The sequence below is a fragment of the Streptomyces sp. B1866 genome, assembly GCF_031932565.1.
In the GTDB taxonomy this organism is placed as follows: domain Bacteria; phylum Actinomycetota; class Actinomycetes; order Streptomycetales; family Streptomycetaceae; genus Streptomyces.
In genome coordinates, this window is record NZ_JAVSCF010000147.1 from 1 (window position 1) to 16,033 (window position 16,033).

The following is a 16,033-nucleotide window of genomic DNA, read 5'->3' on the forward strand; positions in this document are numbered from 1 at the left end:
CCAGAACACCTCATCCGCCGGATCCGGGGCGGGCTCGGCGGGCACCCGGGGCAACCGCAACGTCGGGGTGTCCGCTACCGCAGCCACCTGAGCCGGTCCGGTCTCCACCCCCACAGCTCCCCGGTGGGAGACGACCGGGGGCGGAACCGACCCCGCCCGGTGTCGACCAGACACGCGACTTGGGAACATGCGTCGCAATAAAACGCGTACGCCGTTACTCTTCGACATGCTGACGCTCCTTGCAGCGTTCGCCATGCCCCGGGACGCATGCCCGCGTCGCCGGGGTCTTCCGTCTCTCCACGCTCCCGGACAGAACAGTGCGGTACCACCGCAGAAGTGCCGCATGTCTGCGGCGTTTTGGCCGCATGGGCTACCCTGGCTGAGGCGGTGTCACCCGGACGGAGAACGGGCATGGCAGGAAAGCGAGAGCGCTTCGCGCAGCGTCGGAAGGCGTGCGGCTACAGCCAGGAGCAGTTCGCGGAAGCGCTGGCAGTGGATCGCACAACAGTGCAACGCTGGGAGAGCGGAGATGCCGACCCACACCCGCGTCAGCGACGGAAAATCGCTCAATTACTGAAGGTAACCCCAGAAGAGTTCGGCAAACTTTTGGATCTTCGCCTGTCTGCGGCGACCGATCTGTCAGTTGCGGATTCGGTTCCTGTCTACGATGACGAGGTGGACGCGCTGGAGTTGGCCCGCCGGGTGCAGGCGAGCGATGTGGGCGCCGAGACCCTGCACCGCCTGGAGCGTGCTTTCAACGAACTGGCCACGGCGTACCCGAAGTCCCCTCCTCAAGAGCTCTTGCAGCGCATAAGGCAGCACGCCGCCTATGTCACACGCCTGCTTGACGCCAAGAAGACTCTCGCGGAGCACCGGGCGTTGCTGACGATCGGGGGCTGGCTGTCCCTGCTGGGCGCCACAGTGCATATTGACCTCAAACAGGAGAACGCGGCGACGGCCCGCTTGCAGACCGCTGTCACACTGGCCCGGCAGGCCGAGAACCCGGAGATAGAGGCCTGGTGTTACGAGACAGAAGCCTGGCGCGTCCTGACGAACGGCGACTACCCCCGGGCGCTCGAACTCTCGCGCATGGCCCAGGACGTCGCACCCGACGGAAGTGCGGCACTCATTCAGGCCACCGCCCAGGAAGGGCGGGCTCACGCGAGACTCGGTCAGGCACGGGAGACCTACGTAGCTATCAGGCGCGTACAGCAGCTCTCCGAAACACTCACCATGCGGCAGAGCCCTGAGCACCACTACCAGTACGACCCCGCCAAGTCCATTTCGTACACCGCGACGACGTTGGCGTGGATCGGCGATTCAGCCGCAGAGCCGTACGCCCGCGAGGTGATCTCCCGGCTGGCCCCGGATCACGACGTCTCGAAGTGGCCTCGCCGGGTGGCCTCCGCCAACATCGACCTTGCGCTGATTCTGCTGTCCGAAAACCGCCTCGATGAGGCCTGCGACGCCGCACAGAAAGCCATACTGTCCGGACGCGTGGTTCCCTCGAACCACTGGCGAGCACTGGAGGTCGTCGAGGAGACCGAGGCGCGCAAACTCCCCGCGAGTGCGGACCTGCGTGAGATGTACGAAAATCTCAAGCGCTCATAAGCCGTCCGGGAGCGCCGAACCGCAGGCCGACGGTGGGGGTGAACGAGCAGATGCTGTGGCCCAAAGCAGTCAAGGACCGGCTGAAGATCGGAGCCGACCGGGAGATCGTCCAGAGCTACCCCTACCGGTCGACCTGTCCCTCCACGGTGTGGGCCGAACTCATCGAAGGCGCCACCGAAAAGCTGTTCTTCGGCGGCTTCACCTCCTACTTCCTGTGGGCCCAGGTGCCCGCCTTCGCCGACACGCTGCGCCGAAAGGCGCGAAGCGGGTTCCGGGTCCGATTCCTGCTCGGCGACCCGGACGGCCCGGTGGCTGCAAGAGCGGCCGGAGCTGGTGATCGCCTTCCATGATCACTTCGTTCCCGCTAGCGGCGGAACGTCGGACATGTGTCTGCGTGCCTTGCTGAGCGACGTCCCGGTGTGGCTGGTGCCCGGCCGCAACGTGCAGGTCGGTGCCTGGCTGAGGGCGGGGATCTTCCCGGATGACCGGGCCCGGCGCGTGCGGGGCGAGCTGGAGGCTTTCCTTTAACGCCCTGATCGTTCCGCTTAAGGATAGTGAGATCGCTCCCGCGCCGAGGCCCGGCGGCCGGGCGAGGCTCGAAGGCCGCCCCGGCGGGCCTCGGGGATCTTTCCGCGGGGGCGGCCCGGTTCAGGTGGCGGGTCAGGCCGCGTTGGCGGGCGTCGGCATCAGGGTGTGTGCGGTGCGGGTGATGAGGTCGGCGGCCTGGTCGATGTCGGTGTCGGTGGTGGTGCGGCCGATGCTGAGCCGGAGGGTCGCGCGGGCCTGGTCGCGGGTGAGGCCGGTCGCGATGAGGACGTGGGAGGGTTCGCCGCTTCCGGTGTCGCAGGCCGAGCCGGTGGAGGCGGCGATGCCGGGGATGCGGTCGAGGAGGTCGGCGGCCTCGATGCCGGGGAGGGTGAGGCTGAGGTTCCCGGGCAGTCGCCGGTGTGGGTGACCGTTGACGGTGGCGCCGGGGATCGCGGCCAGGAGGCGGTCTTGGAGACGGTCACGCAGGGCCCGCGTGCGGGTCGGAGGCGGGACGGCGTCGGTGGTGATGAGGTGGGCGGCGGCGCCGAAGCCGACGATCGCAGGGACGTTGGGGGTGCCGGCCCGCAGGCCGCGTTCTTGTCCGCCGCCGGTCTGCTGGGCGGTGACGCGGGTGCCGCCGCGGATGTAGAGGGCGCCGATGCCCTTGGGGCCATGGAGTTTGTGAGCGGACAGAGAGGCGAGGTCGACGCCGATGTCGGCGACGTCGAGGAGTCCGCAGCCGGCGCTCTGGGCGGCGTCGGTGTGCAGGACGATGCCTCGCGGGGCGGTGATCTCGGCGATGGCCGCGAGCCGTTGCAGGGTGCCGATCTCGTTGTTGGCGTGCATCACCGAGACCAGCACGGTGTTCGGGGTGAGGACGGCGGCGATGTCGGCGGGGTGGATGCGGCCGTGCGCGTCGACGCCGACGCGGCTGAGCGTGTAGCCGTGGTGGTCGACCAGCCGCTGGCAGGCGGCGAGGACGGCCTTGTGTTCGATCGCGCTGGTGACGATGTGCCCGCCGTGCGGGCGGGCAGCCAGGGCGGCGCCGACGATCGCGAGGTGGTCGGCCTCGGTGGCGCCGGAGGTGAAGACGATCTCCAGCTCGTTCTTGGCGCCGACCAGGTCGGCGACCTGCTGGCGGGCGGTGCGGATCGCCCGCGCGGCGGTGCGTCCGCAGGTGTGCGGACTGGAGGGGTTGCCGTACTCACGGGTGAAGAACGGCAGCATCGCCTCCAGAACGCGCTCGTCGAGCGGGGTGGAGGCCTGGTGGTCGAGGTAGATCGGTTCGGTGTTCATGCGGCCCGCTCCTCGTGTCGGGCGGCGGCCGGTGCCGTCGCGGCGTACTTGCGTTCGCCGTCGACCAGGTCCCAGTAGACGGTGCGGGGTTCGTCGAAGACGGAGAACGCGGTGGCCAGGCAGTGCCAGTTCCGGTTCGGCTGGGCCGCGGCGAGGAAGAAGGCGTCCTCGAACAGCCGGCGGGCGCGTTTGGCCAGGGCCTCGCGGGTCGGCTGCGGGGCGAACAGGTGCAGGAATCCGCGCTCACGCAGCCATGCCTCGGCGTGCTCGGCGCCGACGGTGCCGTCCAGGTGGCCGCCGTCGGTGAGGGTCTGGGTGGCCAGCCGCTCAAGCCGGCGGTGCCGGCGGGCGTCCTCGCCGCCGGGGCAGCGGTCGCCGGTGATGTTCCATTCGTTCCAGCGGGGCGGCTGGTAGTGGTCCCAGTCGATGTCGTCGAGGTGGGCGGTGACCTGCGGCGGGATCTGGCCGCGGGTCAGGTCCGCGACGTCGTAGCCGGGCCCGAGCGCCTCCAGAGTGAGCGAGCCCGGCCGCCCGCGGCCGGGCCGGTCCATGCGGATCAGGACGGTGAGGCGGTTGGTGAGGCGGTTGGTGGGCTCGGCGAGTATCACGGCCCGGCCGTCGGCCAGCAGCCCGGCCGCGCGGGACGGGATCTCCTCGGCGGGGAAGGTGTTGCCGCCGCGGTAGTACTGCTTCTTCTCCACTCCGCCGTCGGAGCGGATCATCAGCGTCTGGGTGCCGGTGGCGGCGGCCAGGACGTGGGCGGCGGTGCGGAGGGCGGCCGCGCTGTGGCCGGGCTCGATGAGGCAGGCGTTGAGGACGGGCAGTTGCAGGGAGTGCAGCAGGGCCATGGTCTGCCACTTCGGCCAACGCCGGTCCTTGGCCGCGGCGGTCAGTTCGTCGGCGGTGAGTGCGTGTAACGGGCGGGGCAGGGATATCGCCATCGCGCCGTTTCCCCCTTCCCTTCGTCAGGCGGCGTACGCGAGGTGCAGGTCGGCGGACAGTTCGGCGAACGTGCGCTCACGGTTCGCGGTGAAGGGGTGGTCGCGCCAGTCGAAGAAGTCGCCGATGCCGAGCTCGTCGGCGCAGACGCGGCGGACGAACTGGCGAGCGAAGCCGGCCGAGGGCCAGTAGTAGTGCTCGCCGGGCCGCGGAGAGAGGTGGAGGTAGGAGCCGTCCGCGGCGGCCGGGAGGGCCGCCATGGAGGTGAGCCGCTGGCCGGGGCCGCCGGTCTTCTCGTAGGCGGCGGTGATCGCGTCCGGGTCGGGGACGGGGATCAGGTGCAGGTGGCAGTGGCTGCAGCAGGAGGCCCCCAGTTCGCAGTCGCGCGGGCCGTGTTCGGCCAGGATGACGGGCCCGTATCGGGCCTGGATCAGCGTGCGCATCCCTTCCGTCTCCGCCGCGACCCGCTCCAGGTCGGCCGGGGTGACGTCGGCGGCGGCGTCCAGGTGCTCAAGCGGCATGAACAGGCAGTAGCCGGGGGTGAGGGCGCCGATGGTGGGCAGCAGCACCCAGCCGCCGGCGGTCTCGGTGATGATCCGGGTCGTGCTCTCGCGTGCGGTGAACTCGGTGCAGAACTGGCAGTCCATCAGGGTCACCTCCGGATCGGGCCGACGGGGAACTCGTCGGCGTATCGGCTTTTCAGGTCGGCCTCGCGGCCGTAGAAGGGGTGGGACGCGACGTCGTCGCTGCGGGGCCCGTCCAGGGCGAAGACGAGGAGGCGGGCCAGCGGCATGCCGTGGTGCAGCCGCAGGACGGCGGGGCCGGTGTTCGCGAGTTCCAGCGTCAGGTGCCCGTTCCAGCCGGGCAGGACGAACGGGCTGGTGACGTGGACGGCCAGGCCGACGCGGGCCAGGTGGCTCAGCCCGCCGATCATGCCCATCAGCCCGGCCCTCAGCCGCAGCGGCTCCTCGACCGCCCCCAGCAGCATCTCGCCGGGCATCAACTCGTGGGTCTTCCACTCGGTGACCGACTCGCCGTAGAGGCCGTCGATGCTGGACTGGTCGGCGAGGTCGATCACCAGCGTGCTGGGTGCCGAAAGCGGCTGCAGCGGCGAGCCAAGGGTCAACAGCAGCCCGTCGCCGCGGAGTTGGCCGGGCCATTCCATGGCGCCCTGACTGATCAGCCAGGTGATCGACTCGGCTGAGAGCATGGCTCACCCCCGGGGATGTAGGCAGCGCTGTGGACATCGCCTTTCGGATCGAAGGCGGCTGCTGAAATGTTCCCCGGGATAGTCCGCGATATCCATATGTCCGATAGGGCATTTAAAGGTTTTCTCGGGGTGAAATGCGGAGAAGTTCAGTTCTGCTGGCCGTGCGGACAGTGCAAGCTGGTTGAGGCCGTGTCAGGGAGGGGGCGTGATGGTGCCGTCGTTGCCGTCCGGGCCGTTGAAGGTGCCGGGCCCGGAAGGATTCCGTGCCGATCTGCTGTCGTGTTCTCCGGACTTGCTGGATCTGACCTGGGACCAGATGCGGACGCTGATCGTCGTCCGCGAGGCGGGGACCGCACTGGCCGCGGCGAAGGTCCTCGGGCGTGAGCAGTCCAGCGTGCAGAAGCAGCTCGACATCCTCAACCGCAACTTCCAGGCCCTCACCGGTGAGTTGCTGGTGGTCAAGCAGGGACGGGGCCGGGACTTCCTGTTCACCCCGACCGGGCTGGAGGTCGTCGAGCGGGCCCGGGCCACCTTCGCCGACTGGCTGCAGGGCATCGCCGACTCCCGCCGTCGGCTCGGCTCGACGCTGACGGTGGGGACGACCGAGTTCACCCTCGGTTTCCTGGGCCGGGTGTGGGAGCGTGTCGCGCCGCAGCTGCTGGAGCGGGAGGTCGAGCTGAAGGTCGTGCATGTGCGGACCCGGGACTTCTGGAAACGCCTGGACTCCAACCAGGTCGACCTGCTGTGCGGCGGGCTGGCGGCCGAGGCCGCCGCCGAGCGGGTCGCCCCCGAGTACGACTTCCTCGAATGGCATCGCGAGGGCCTTGCCCTGTTGACGAACCTGCCGGTGCGCGAGCTCGCCGCCAGGACCGTCGGCGTCGACCGGCTGCGGACGCTGCCGCTGGTCATCCCCTCCCGCGGGGTGATAACCGACTTCGTCGAGCGCTGGTATGGCCCCGACTTCCGCTCGCAGCTGCAGATCGCCGCCGAGATCGACGACATCTATTACGGACTCGCCCTGCTGCGGTCCCGCATGACCTATGGGTGCATGCTGTGTGCCCGTTCCATCGGCGAGGCCGCCGTCGACGGGCGCCTGCCCACCAGCGAGGACTTCCGGCTCATCGACTTCTCCGACGACTTCGACCCCATGCTCCAGCTGATCTCCGGCGTCTTCGCCCGCAAGGGCGAACGCGAGATGTATGACGGCTCCCACCCGCTGAACATCCTGTGGGACGCCTTCCGTGACGAGGCCGCCTCCGGCAGGCCCCTGCCCCTGTGACCTTAAGGACCCCTCGTGCTGCTGGCCTCGGTCAACCTCAACAAGCGTCTCGGCGCCGCCGGCGCCCGCTCGAACCTCGCCGCCTGGCTGCGTGAGCACGGCGTGAAGGCCGTGCTCGCCCAGGAGCCGTTCAAGCCCGCCGACCGGACGCCGCCCGCACTCGGTGGCTTCACCTTCGTCGGCGGCGACGGACACCTGGCCGCCTGGATGAGCGAAGACCTCGCCCCGCCCTCCGTGTCCTCGCCCAGGACGTGGGTCCAGCGGATCGAGCTGGAGTGGCTTGTCGTCCTTCAGGTGCACCTCGACGCCTATGCCGGTGCCGCCCGGGCCGCCCAGCTGGCCGAACTCGCCGTGATGGCCGCCGCCGAGGACGGCCGCCCGCTGCTTGTCTGCGGGGACTTCAACCTCGCCCCCCGCCCCGAGGACGGCCTGTTCGGCGAGGAGACCAGCACCTTCACCACCGACGCCGAACGCCAGACGCTGAGGCAGCTGATGCAGGGGGCGGGCCTGGTCGACACCACCGCCGAGACGGCGCCCGCCTTCACCTTCGAGCGGGTCTTCTCCGGCAAGCCCAGCCGCTTCCGCTGCGACCTCGCCCTGCTCAGCGACCACCTGACCGCGACGGCCACCGTCACCCCGGACACGACAGTGCGAAGTGGTCCGACGGCATTCACCGACCACTCCGCGCTGCTGATCGAACTGCCCGTCACCGGCCAGGCGGCCGAGCCGGACGACGTGCTCTTCGCGCTGAGCGAGCTCACCGCTCAGGGCTCCGCCGCCCCGGCCGCAAGGGAGTATCAGCCCCATAAGACCGCGATGAGCCGCCAGGCCCCCTCTCCGGCCTCCCGGGCCGTGACCGAGCACCTGGCCGGCCCCCTCGGCGTCAAAAGCGTCCTGGACCACGGCTGCGGCCGCGGCGCCGACATCGCCCACTACCGCTCGGCGGGCCTGGATGCCGAAGGCTTCGACCCTCACGACGACTTCGGCTGGCCCCGCCCCGAGCGGACCGGCTTCGACCTGGTCACATCGATGTTCGTCCTCAACGTGCTGCCCGACCCCTGGCAGCGGATCCAGGCCCTCAAAGACGCGGCGTCCTTCGCCCGCCCCGGCGGCCATGTCGTCGTGGTCACCCGCTCACCGGAGGAGATCACCAAGGCCGCCGCGGACGGCGGCTGGACCGCTCACCACGACGGCTTCTGGTCCAGCCAGAGCAAGGGGACCTTCCAGCGCGGCATCGACCCGGGCGAGATCACCGCCCTCGCCCGCCGGGCCGGACTCGCCCCCGCCGCCGGTGCCCCCGTGCTGCCGCTGCCCGGGGTCTGCCATGCCGTCCTGACCAAGTCCCGGACGTGAATCGCGTACCCGCGAACGTCCCCAGTCGCTGGCATCCTGGTGCACGAAGCCGCGTACCAACCAACGTCCCCAGCCGCGCACGCAGTTGTGCACGAAGTCGTGTACCGACTCGTCGCCGAGGACGGCCTGCGTCAGCGGTTGCCCGTCCAGACGATCCGGTCGGCGAAGCCGCCCCGCTCACCCGCCTTGGCCTCACGGATCTTCTCCAGCTGATCCGCGTCGACCCCCAGGTCCGCGGCGAGCGCGCGCACGACCTCCAGCACGTCCGCGAGTTCCTCCGGCGCCGAGTCCTCATCCGCCTCAAGGAACTCGGCGACCTCCTCGCCGAGCTTGTCCCGCAGCCGGCCGCGGTATTCCTCCCGGCCCGCGATGTAGGTGACCGGCTCGGCTCCGTCCTCCCGGATGATCTGCGGAATCCGGTCACGTACCAACTTGCCGTGACTGCTGTAGGGCTCCACCCGTGCTCTCCCGCACCTGTCTTCGTGAGGCGGTCGCCGGACGCCGCCCCTTCGTACCGCCGCAGCCTAGAGAAGTCGCCTCACCACTCGCCATGCGAACCGCCAATCCCACCCGTTCGGAGGGGCCCCGTGCCGCCGCAGCGGCTCGTCACCGTCGTCCCCGCGGCGGAAGCGGTCGGCCGAGCTGCAACGCCTTGCCCAGCGCCGCGTGTCCGGCCGCCCGTTCGTCCGCGTCACCGACGGCGGCCGCCAGCCGGGCGTCCGCGATGATCCCGGACAGCGCCTCCAGCAGCCGGTCTAACCGCGCGCCGTGGTAGAGCGTCCACGCCTGCGCGATCTCCTCCCACAGCAGCGCGGCGGACAGCCGCTCCACGCCGTCCGGCTCCGGCGGCGGGGCGAACAGCGGAGGCATGATGGCGCGTCGCACGGCCACCAGCGCGGGAGGTTCCGCCTCGCCGTTGGATGGGGCGGCCGGAGGGTCGCCCAGCAGGCTCGTCACCTCCATTCCCAGCCCCTTGGCCAGCGCGTGCAGGGTGGGCAGCCGCGCACTGTGCTTGCGCTTCNGCCGTTGGATGGGGCGGCCGGAGGGTCGCCCAGCAGGCTCGTCACCTCCATTCCCAGCCCCTTGGCCAGCGCGTGCAGGGTGGGCAGCCGCGCACTGTGCTTGCGCTTCTGCTCCAGCTTTCTGACCACGTCCACCGACACGCCGGAGCGCTCGGCCAGCCCTTCCTGTGACAAGTCCGCGATACGCCGCAACCGCGCCAGCCGATCACCGAGGTGCTCACTCGCCATAAAGACGACGGTACGCCGTCGTTGGACCCGGCCCCGCGGTAGCGGGGCAACCGCCGTCCAGGTCTTGGGGCGTGCTGGACCGCAGACGGAGGCGTGGGCGGGGTGGGCGGCGCCGCGCACAGCGGCACGGGTTTATGCGAGTACGCGCATAGGTACGGGTACGCGTGGACGGCGCCGCGTCGCTCCACGTAACGTCTTCATCACCGAGCCAACTGGGGCAAGCGGCAGGGGGATGCGCATGTCTGAGCGAGTGGGGCTCACCCGGCTCACGGGGAACGGAAACGGGGAGTGCGGAGGGGGTGACTCCCCCAACGTGTACCGCACGGAGAGGAAGTCCTTCGTCGTGCAGGGCGACGTGTTCGAGGGCTTCGCTCCCCCCAGGGCGAGGCTCTTGTCGAGATCCCCGAAAGCCTTCTCAGGGAGACCTTCCGTGCTCTTGGATGGTGACGACTGGCGGGCCAAGTTCCGGGACTTCCGGACAGAGGCCTGGCGGCTTGAGACGCTGCCGGTCTACCGCGTCCCGCAGGAAGCGGATGAGTTCGCCCGGTTCCAGGCAGGTGAGCGCGATTTCGGCCCCCGTGAGGACCACTGGATCAGACTCGTCCAGGAGCGCCGTAGGACCGGTGGAAGCATCGGCCGGGTGCACATCGTCACGCGGCCGCTGACCGAGTACCTGCAATTCGAGTTTCAGCGCTACTACAGCCTCCAAGCGCCCGTCGGAGAAGACATCAGAATCCTGGACGTGACGGATCGGGACAATCCGCTTCCGCGCGTACAGGACTTCTGGATGTTCGACCGGTCAACGATTGTCCTCATGCATTACGAGGACGACGGAACGCAGATCAGCCGGGAAGTCTACGAAGGCGACCCAGCGCCCTTCGTCGAGTATCAACGCATTGCCCTGGCCGAGTCGGTCCCGTTTCTGGAGTACGTGCAGGGTTGACGTTCGAGCCTGAGCAGCTTGGCCAGTCGCGGGATGAACTGGCGGCCATGCTAAAAGCACTGCGCAAGCGAGTCGGCCTCTCCGGGGACCGGCTCGCGGCGCGTTGCAGCATGTCTCAGTCGAAGATCAGCCGGATCGAAAACGGCAGGGTACGGCCGAGCCTTGTGGACATAGAGCACATCATGAGGGCTCTTGGTGCTTCGCCCGAACTGGCCGCCGAGGTTTTCGCTCTCGCTCGCATCGCGAACACGGAATGGCAGGAGGCGCGGGATCTTCGGCGGAAGGGCCTGGACAAGAAGCAATTGGAACTCGCAGGGTTGGAGTCGTCATCGTCGGAGTTCCGCTCCTTCCTGTTGTCGATGATCACCGGCCTTCTCTCCACTCCGGAGTACATTCGAGCGAGCTTGGCGCACATTCCCGGAAAGCACGAAAAAACTGTGAGCATGAAACTGGCGCGCCAAAAGGTTTTCCAGGACCGCTCGAAGCGTTTCACGTTCGTCCTGACGGAGCAGGCCGTGAGGTTCCCGCTCCTGCCACGCGCTGCCATGGCTGATCAGATCGACCACCTGGTCGGCATCACCCGCCTTCCGAACGTCAGACTCGGCGTCATCCCGATGGACGCCCATATGCCCGGCTGTCCGCTCAACACCTTCACCATCTATGACCAGAGAATAGCAACTGTGGAAGTCTCCACAGGTGTCCTTGTATTCCGGGACCCACAAGATGTGCAGAGCTACATCGACGAGTTCTCCGGCTACGAAGCGTGCGCTCTCTTCGGCGCACAGGCAAGACAGTTGCTGGGCAAGTGGGCGGCGATCGCCAGGCGTGATCTTTAGTCCGTAACGCGCATGCCTCTGGGTCGCTGGCCGACGGCCCGGCAGAATAGCCTCATACTCGCCGGTGAGAATTCCGGCCCATCGGCAGGGGTTTTCGGATCTGGCCCAGGAGGAGGCATGGCGCAATATGAATTCCGGACCGCAGCCACGTGTGGCGGTCCCTGCACCGAAGGCTGTGTGGAGATAGCCACCAACATCCCCGGCATTGTCGCCGTCCGCGACACCAAGACCGAGACGGTCATGCAGTTCACCCCGCAGGAGTGGCACCACTTCCTGAGGGGGGCGAAGGCCGGGGAGTTCGACATCCCGGCCTGACCATCCACGAGCGGCCCCCGGACGTTCCGCGCACGGGGGTCGCTCGGCCTACACACCGTACAGACCAGGATTCGCTTGTGCACTACCACGGCTATCTCTGGGCGGGGGACAAGTCGCGTTTCGATACCGAGGCCATCCGTCGCCCGGCACCGGCGGCCGAACCGGCTCCGGGCAGCCCCGCCGACGTGGTCGGCAGGTATCAGCAGGCGGTGGCCGAGTTTCCCGTCTCGGACGTGCCGCCCATCGAGTCGGCGTACTGGCTGCTGAAGCCCGTCACGCTGGTCCGGGGCACGTGGGAGGAGGCGGCGCAGGCAGCCGCGTGGCTGGGGCGGCGGCTCGCCGAGTTCGCGCCGCGGTTCGCCTCGGCGCACGACCGGGATCCGGCGCGGATCGACGCCGTGGTGGCCTCGGCCGCCGGGCGGTTGGCGTGGGGCGGAGACATGACCTGCGGGTACTACCTGGGGCAGGCGCAGTTCCTGAGCGTGAGCGTCGTTGTGTGCTCGACGCACCGCGCCGTCCCGCGACTGGCGTGCCCGGTGCGATGACCCTCATGAGGGAAGGCCGGGCCCGAGGGCTGTTCCCGCTCAGCCGGGCCGCGCGCGGCAGCACTACCGCGGCAGCGTCAGGCACCACGCCTCCGGCAGCACCGTCCACGTGCGGCTGGGCACCGGGCCGCCCACCAGCACGTCGGCGCGGTAGCGGAAGTCCGGGCCGGAGACCGTGATCGCCCGCGCCCTGGCCCGTACCGGCTGCTGCGCGGACCGGGCGTGCACCACCACCTCGGCCAGGCCCGCGCAGGCCGTCTGGCCGGGGGCGCCGTCCGGTGCCGGGGGCTCAGGGGCGGTCTCCGGGGCCGGGGCCGACGGGGCCGCCGTCGACACCGACACCCGGTCCACCGGGCGGTCCAGGTCGGCCAGCAGCACGCCGTCCGCCTCCACCCGCAGGCGCTGCGCGGGCGGCAGGTCCCGCCTGCGCGCGGCCCTGGGCCGGGCCGTGCCCGGGCGGCCGCCCAGCCAGGCCAGCGCGGAGCGGGCCGTCCGGGCCGCCGGGCTCCACCACGGGCGCGACCGGTCAGGCCCGGCCGCGCCCCGTCCGGCGTCCGGCCCGCCGAGGCCGCGCGGGCCGCCGTCGTACCCGCCGCCGTACCCGCCGGTGCCCTGCGCGGCGTCGTCGTACGGCACGTCCGGGTACGGGGGCGCGTACGGGTCCGCGTACACCGGTTCGTACGGTCCGCACGACGGCCCGTACAGCCCGGTCGGCCCCGACGGGATCGCCAGGCTGCCGAGCACCACCCCGCCCAGGTCGTCCACCAGCAGGTCGCGGCGGCACCCCGCCCCGTCGAGCACCGCCCGCGCCGCCGCCACCGCGCCCGTCGGCACCCCCAGCGAGCGGGCCAGCGCCACCGCCGCGGGCCCGCCCACCGGCACCACCGACAGCGGCGCGCCGGCCAGGTCCCGCTCGCGGTGCAGCAGCTCCACGACCCGCAGCAGCGCGCGGTCGTCGCCGACCACCACCGGGCGGCGGCTGCCCCGGCGCGCGAGGGCCCGTGCGACCTCCTCCGGCCCCTCCGGCAGGCAGAGTTTGACGCGCGCGCCCGCGCACAGCACGTCCCTGGCGATGCGCACGGACTCTCCGTCCGCGCTGCGGGCGGCCGGGTCGATGACCACGAGCAGGGAGTGCCCCGCAGGGTCTGGAGCCGACACCTCGGTCCTTCCTCAGGTAATCTCTCGGTGCAAGAGCCCCTGTCGCTGTTGCGCCAGGGGCTTCGTCTATCCGGGGCACCGGTCCGACGGAACGGGTGGCGGCAGCCCGCCGCCACACGGCAGCCCGCCACCCACGGCGGCGCGCCGCCGCGCACGTTGGACATGCCCCGCCCGGAAGGGGTGTACGCCTGTGCCCGCACTTGTGCTGCTCGGTGCTCAGTGGGGTGACGAGGGCAAGGGAAAGGCCACCGACCTGCTCGGCGGCTCCGTGGACTACGTGGTGCGCTACCAGGGCGGCAACAACGCCGGCCACACCGTCGTCGTGGACGGCCAGACCTACGCCCTGCACCTCCTCCCCTCCGGCATCCTCTCGCCGGGGTGCACGCCGGTGATCGGCAACGGCGTCGTCGTGGACCCCGCGGTCCTGCTCTCCGAGCTGAGCGGGCTGCGGGCGCGCGGTGTCGACACCTCCAAGCTGCTGATCAGCGGTAACGCCCACCTGATCACGCCGTATCACACCACGCTCGACAAGGTGACGGAACGATTTCTCGGCAAGCGGAAGATCGGCACCACCGGCCGCGGCATCGGCCCCAGCTACGCCGACAAGATCAACCGGGTGGGCATCCGGGTGCAGGACCTGTTCGACGAGTCCATCCTGCGGCAGAAGGTCGACGCCGCGCTGGACTTCAAGAACCAGGTCCTCGCCAAGCTCTACAACCGCCGCGCCATCGCCGCCGACCAGGTCGTCGAGGAGCTGCTGGGCTACGCCGACCAGCTCGCGAGCTACGTCACCGACACCACCCTGGTGCTCAACGAGGCCATCGACCAGGGGAAGGTCGTGCTCTTCGAGGGCGGCCAGGGCACGCTGCTCGACGTCGACCACGGCACGTACCCCTTCGTCACCTCCTCCAACCCGACCGCCGGCGGCGCCTGCACGGGCGCGGGCGTGGGGCCGACGAAGATCAGCCGCGTCATCGGCATCCTCAAGGCGTACACCACGCGCGTGGGCGCCGGGCCGTTCCCGACCGAGCTGTTCGACGCGGACGGCGACCGGCTGCGCACGATCGGCGGCGAGCGCGGCGTGACCACCGGACGCGACCGGCGCTGCGGCTGGTTCGACGCGGTCATCGCCCGCTACGCGACCCGCGTCAACGGCCTGACCGACTTCTTCCTCACCAAGCTCGACGTGCTCACCGGCTGGGAGCACATCCCGGTGTGCGTGGCGTACGAGATCGACGGGCGCCGCGTGGAGGAGCTGCCGTACAGCCAGACCGACTTCCACCACGCGAAGCCGGTCTACGAGATGCTGCCGGGCTGGTCGGAGGACATCACCAAGGCCAAGTCCTTCTCGGACCTGCCCGCGAACGCGCAGCGGTACGTGAAGACGCTGGAAGAGCTGTCCGGCGCGCCGATCTCGGCGATCGGCGTCGGGCCGGGCCGCGAGGAGACGATCGTCGTCAACCCGCTGCTGTAGCGGGGGCGGTCCCCGGGTACGGGCCGCCTGGCGGTCCTACGGCCGCCAGGCGGGCGGGTCTGCTGTCCGTGCGTACGGTCTCGGCGCCCGGCGTTCAGCGGCCGTAGCCGCCGGGGGCGCCGTAGCCGCCGAGCCCCGGCGCGCCCGGCACGATGCCCGTGCCCGCCGGCGCGGCGGCCAGGGCCGCGGCCCGCCGGTCCTGCATCCCGGTGAGCCGGGCCACGAAGACCATGGCCAGGACGGCGGCCGTGAGGGAGCCGAAGTCGGCCGTGATGGACCAGGCCACGGCCCTGCGGTGCTCCCGGGCGGAGTCCGCGGCCCCGTCCGTGGCGGCGGCGGCCAGGGTGAGCGCCCACAGCGCCACGTACGTCCCCCACCACCAGTGCACCAGCGTGCGCCGGGGCGGGAGCGCGGCGGGCAGCGGGCCGCTGGCGTTCCACATGTCGTCGGCCATCTGCTTGGGGAACCACAACTGGGCGACGGGGATGAACCACGAGCCGATCGCGAAGCCGGGGCCGAAGCGGTGCCGACCCGGCGCGAAGGCGGCGGCGTTGACGTAGGCGCGCCGGAACCACGCCAGCCACAGCCCGACGACCGCGAGCCCCGTGAGGACGGAGAAGACCTCCACCGTCGTGACGGCGTCCTTCTTGTCGTCGAGGTCGGAGGAGTAGTCGAGGCCGAGGTCGTCGGCGTAGTCGAAGCCGAGGTCGTCGAGGGCGTCGCCGTACGCGCCGTAGAGCGCGAAGCTCACGATCAGGTGTAGGACGGTGAGCAGCAGGCCGAGGCCGAACGCGGCCAGCAGGACGTTGGCCAGGCCGCGCGGCGAGCGCACCGCCGGGGCGAAGGCCGGGGCCGGTGCCGGGTGGAGGCCGGTCGGCCAGGGCGCGGCGGTCAGCGGCGCGGCGTGGGTGTGGGGCGCCTGCTGCTGGTAGGGGCCGTGGGCGGTGAGGGGCGCCTGGGTGTACGGGCCCGGCGCGTACGGAGTCTGGGCGTACGGGGGTGGCGTGCTCGCCTGGGGTGGCGGGGTTCCCGCGTACGGCGGCGGGGTGGCCGCCTGGGGGTGCGGAGTGGCCGGGGCCGCCGGGGGAGGTGTGGCCGGGGTCGGGGTGGCGGGGGCCTGTACGGCTGCGGGCGCGGGCGCGGCCGGGGGCGGCGTCGCGGGGGTCGGGGCCGACGGCGGCGGTGTCGCGGGCGACTGCGCGGGCGCCACGGGAGGCGGCGGCGACGCGGCCACCGGCGAAGCGGACGGCGGCGACGCGGGCAGCGGCGCGGCAGGCGATACGGGCGGCGGGGACG

Annotated in this window: 16 protein-coding genes and 2 pseudogenes; 10 read left to right on the top strand and 8 right to left on the bottom strand. The window is 70.8% G+C overall.

Translation table 11 applies throughout. The features are described 5' to 3' along the window. The first annotated feature begins 411 nt into the window (after nucleotides 1-411). Nucleotides 412-1,611, top strand: coding sequence for a helix-turn-helix transcriptional regulator (locus RKE29_RS19015; RefSeq protein WP_312006639.1), 1,200 nt, complete (start codon nucleotides 412-414; stop codon nucleotides 1,609-1,611). Nucleotides 1,612-1,649: 38 nt separating this feature from the next. Next, a complete protein-coding gene (locus tag RKE29_RS19020) occupies nucleotides 1,650-1,961 on the top strand; it encodes a hypothetical protein (RefSeq protein WP_312006640.1) in 312 nt (103 codons plus the stop codon). A 310-nt stretch (nucleotides 1,962-2,271) separates the two neighbouring features. Here RKE29_RS19020 and RKE29_RS19025 read toward each other — a convergent pair whose 3' ends face one another. Genes RKE29_RS19025 through RKE29_RS19040 form a run of 4 tightly spaced genes read right to left on the bottom strand, consistent with a single transcriptional unit; the run spans nucleotide 2,272 to nucleotide 5,584 of the window. Next, the gene (locus RKE29_RS19025) at nucleotides 2,272-3,435 is read right to left on the bottom strand and encodes a cysteine desulfurase family protein (RefSeq protein ID WP_312006641.1); all 1,164 of its coding nucleotides are present in this window, start codon (nucleotides 3,433-3,435) and stop codon (nucleotides 2,272-2,274) included. After that, nucleotides 3,432-4,376 (bottom strand): hypothetical protein, encoded by a 945-nt coding sequence (locus RKE29_RS19030; protein ID WP_312006643.1) that lies wholly within the window; start codon nucleotides 4,374-4,376, stop codon nucleotides 3,432-3,434. Before RKE29_RS19030 ends, RKE29_RS19025 begins: the two co-directional genes overlap by 4 nt. Before the next feature lie 24 nt (nucleotides 4,377-4,400). Next, nucleotides 4,401-5,021 carry a hypothetical protein gene (locus tag RKE29_RS19035; protein WP_312006656.1) on the bottom strand — a complete coding sequence of 207 codons (621 nt, stop codon included), beginning with the start codon at nucleotides 5,019-5,021 and terminating at the stop codon, nucleotides 4,401-4,403. A 5-nt stretch (nucleotides 5,022-5,026) separates the two neighbouring features. Beyond that, entirely contained in the window at nucleotides 5,027-5,584 is a 558-nt protein-coding gene (locus RKE29_RS19040; protein ID WP_312006645.1) for a hypothetical protein, read from the bottom strand. 292 nt (nucleotides 5,585-5,876) lie between these two features. Between RKE29_RS19040 and RKE29_RS19045 the strand changes: the two genes are divergently transcribed. After that, nucleotides 5,877-6,863 carry a LysR family transcriptional regulator gene (locus RKE29_RS19045; RefSeq protein ID WP_312006646.1) on the top strand — a complete coding sequence of 329 codons (987 nt, stop codon included), beginning with the start codon at nucleotides 5,877-5,879 and terminating at the stop codon, nucleotides 6,861-6,863. 15 nt (nucleotides 6,864-6,878) lie between these two features. After that, nucleotides 6,879-8,216, top strand: coding sequence for a methyltransferase domain-containing protein (locus RKE29_RS19050; protein WP_312006647.1), 1,338 nt, complete (start codon nucleotides 6,879-6,881; stop codon nucleotides 8,214-8,216). A gap of 131 nt (nucleotides 8,217-8,347) precedes the next feature. On the opposite strand, the gene RKE29_RS19055 is transcribed toward RKE29_RS19050, so the two are convergent. Then, nucleotides 8,348-8,674 carry a nucleoside triphosphate pyrophosphohydrolase gene (locus RKE29_RS19055; protein WP_312006648.1) on the bottom strand — a complete coding sequence of 109 codons (327 nt, stop codon included), beginning with the start codon at nucleotides 8,672-8,674 and terminating at the stop codon, nucleotides 8,348-8,350. Between the two features lie 178 nt (nucleotides 8,675-8,852). Beyond that, nucleotides 8,853-9,466, bottom strand: a pseudogene (locus RKE29_RS19060) (helix-turn-helix domain-containing protein); the annotation flags it as partial. Between the two features lie 238 nt (nucleotides 9,467-9,704). Here RKE29_RS19060 and RKE29_RS19065 point away from each other — a divergent pair. From RKE29_RS19065 to RKE29_RS19085, 5 genes and pseudogenes are all read left to right on the top strand, one after another. Then, nucleotides 9,705-9,913 (top strand): annotated as a pseudogene (locus RKE29_RS19065) (hypothetical protein). Continuing rightward, nucleotides 9,897-10,409, top strand: a complete 513-nt coding sequence (locus tag RKE29_RS19070) for a DUF6879 family protein (RefSeq protein WP_312006649.1) — start codon at nucleotides 9,897-9,899, stop codon at nucleotides 10,407-10,409. The pseudogene RKE29_RS19065 and the gene RKE29_RS19070 overlap by 17 nt, the downstream one beginning before the upstream one ends. Further along, nucleotides 10,406-11,245 (top strand): helix-turn-helix transcriptional regulator, encoded by an 840-nt coding sequence (locus tag RKE29_RS19075; protein WP_312006650.1) that lies wholly within the window; start codon nucleotides 10,406-10,408, stop codon nucleotides 11,243-11,245. The genes RKE29_RS19070 and RKE29_RS19075 overlap by 4 nt, the downstream gene beginning before the upstream one ends. Before the next feature lie 117 nt (nucleotides 11,246-11,362). Then, a complete protein-coding gene (locus RKE29_RS19080) occupies nucleotides 11,363-11,560 on the top strand; it encodes a DUF397 domain-containing protein (protein WP_369016046.1) in 198 nt (65 codons plus the stop codon). A gap of 209 nt (nucleotides 11,561-11,769) precedes the next feature. Next, the gene (locus RKE29_RS19085; RefSeq protein WP_312006652.1) at nucleotides 11,770-12,105 is read left to right on the top strand and encodes a hypothetical protein; all 336 of its coding nucleotides are present in this window, start codon (nucleotides 11,770-11,772) and stop codon (nucleotides 12,103-12,105) included. Nucleotides 12,106-12,168: 63 nt separating this feature from the next. On the opposite strand, the gene RKE29_RS19090 is transcribed toward RKE29_RS19085, so the two are convergent. After that, complete coding sequence (locus RKE29_RS19090) at nucleotides 12,169-13,263, bottom strand: hypothetical protein (RefSeq protein WP_312006653.1); 1,095 nt, start codon at nucleotides 13,261-13,263, stop codon at nucleotides 12,169-12,171. A 190-nt stretch (nucleotides 13,264-13,453) separates the two neighbouring features. Between RKE29_RS19090 and RKE29_RS19095 the strand changes: the two genes are divergently transcribed. Further along, complete coding sequence (locus RKE29_RS19095; protein WP_312006654.1) at nucleotides 13,454-14,737, top strand: adenylosuccinate synthase; 1,284 nt, start codon at nucleotides 13,454-13,456, stop codon at nucleotides 14,735-14,737. A 94-nt stretch (nucleotides 14,738-14,831) separates the two neighbouring features. Here RKE29_RS19095 and RKE29_RS19100 read toward each other — a convergent pair. Next, nucleotides 14,832-16,033 (bottom strand): DUF4328 domain-containing protein (locus RKE29_RS19100; RefSeq protein ID WP_312006655.1); only part of this gene is annotated, 1,202 nt, incomplete at its 5' end.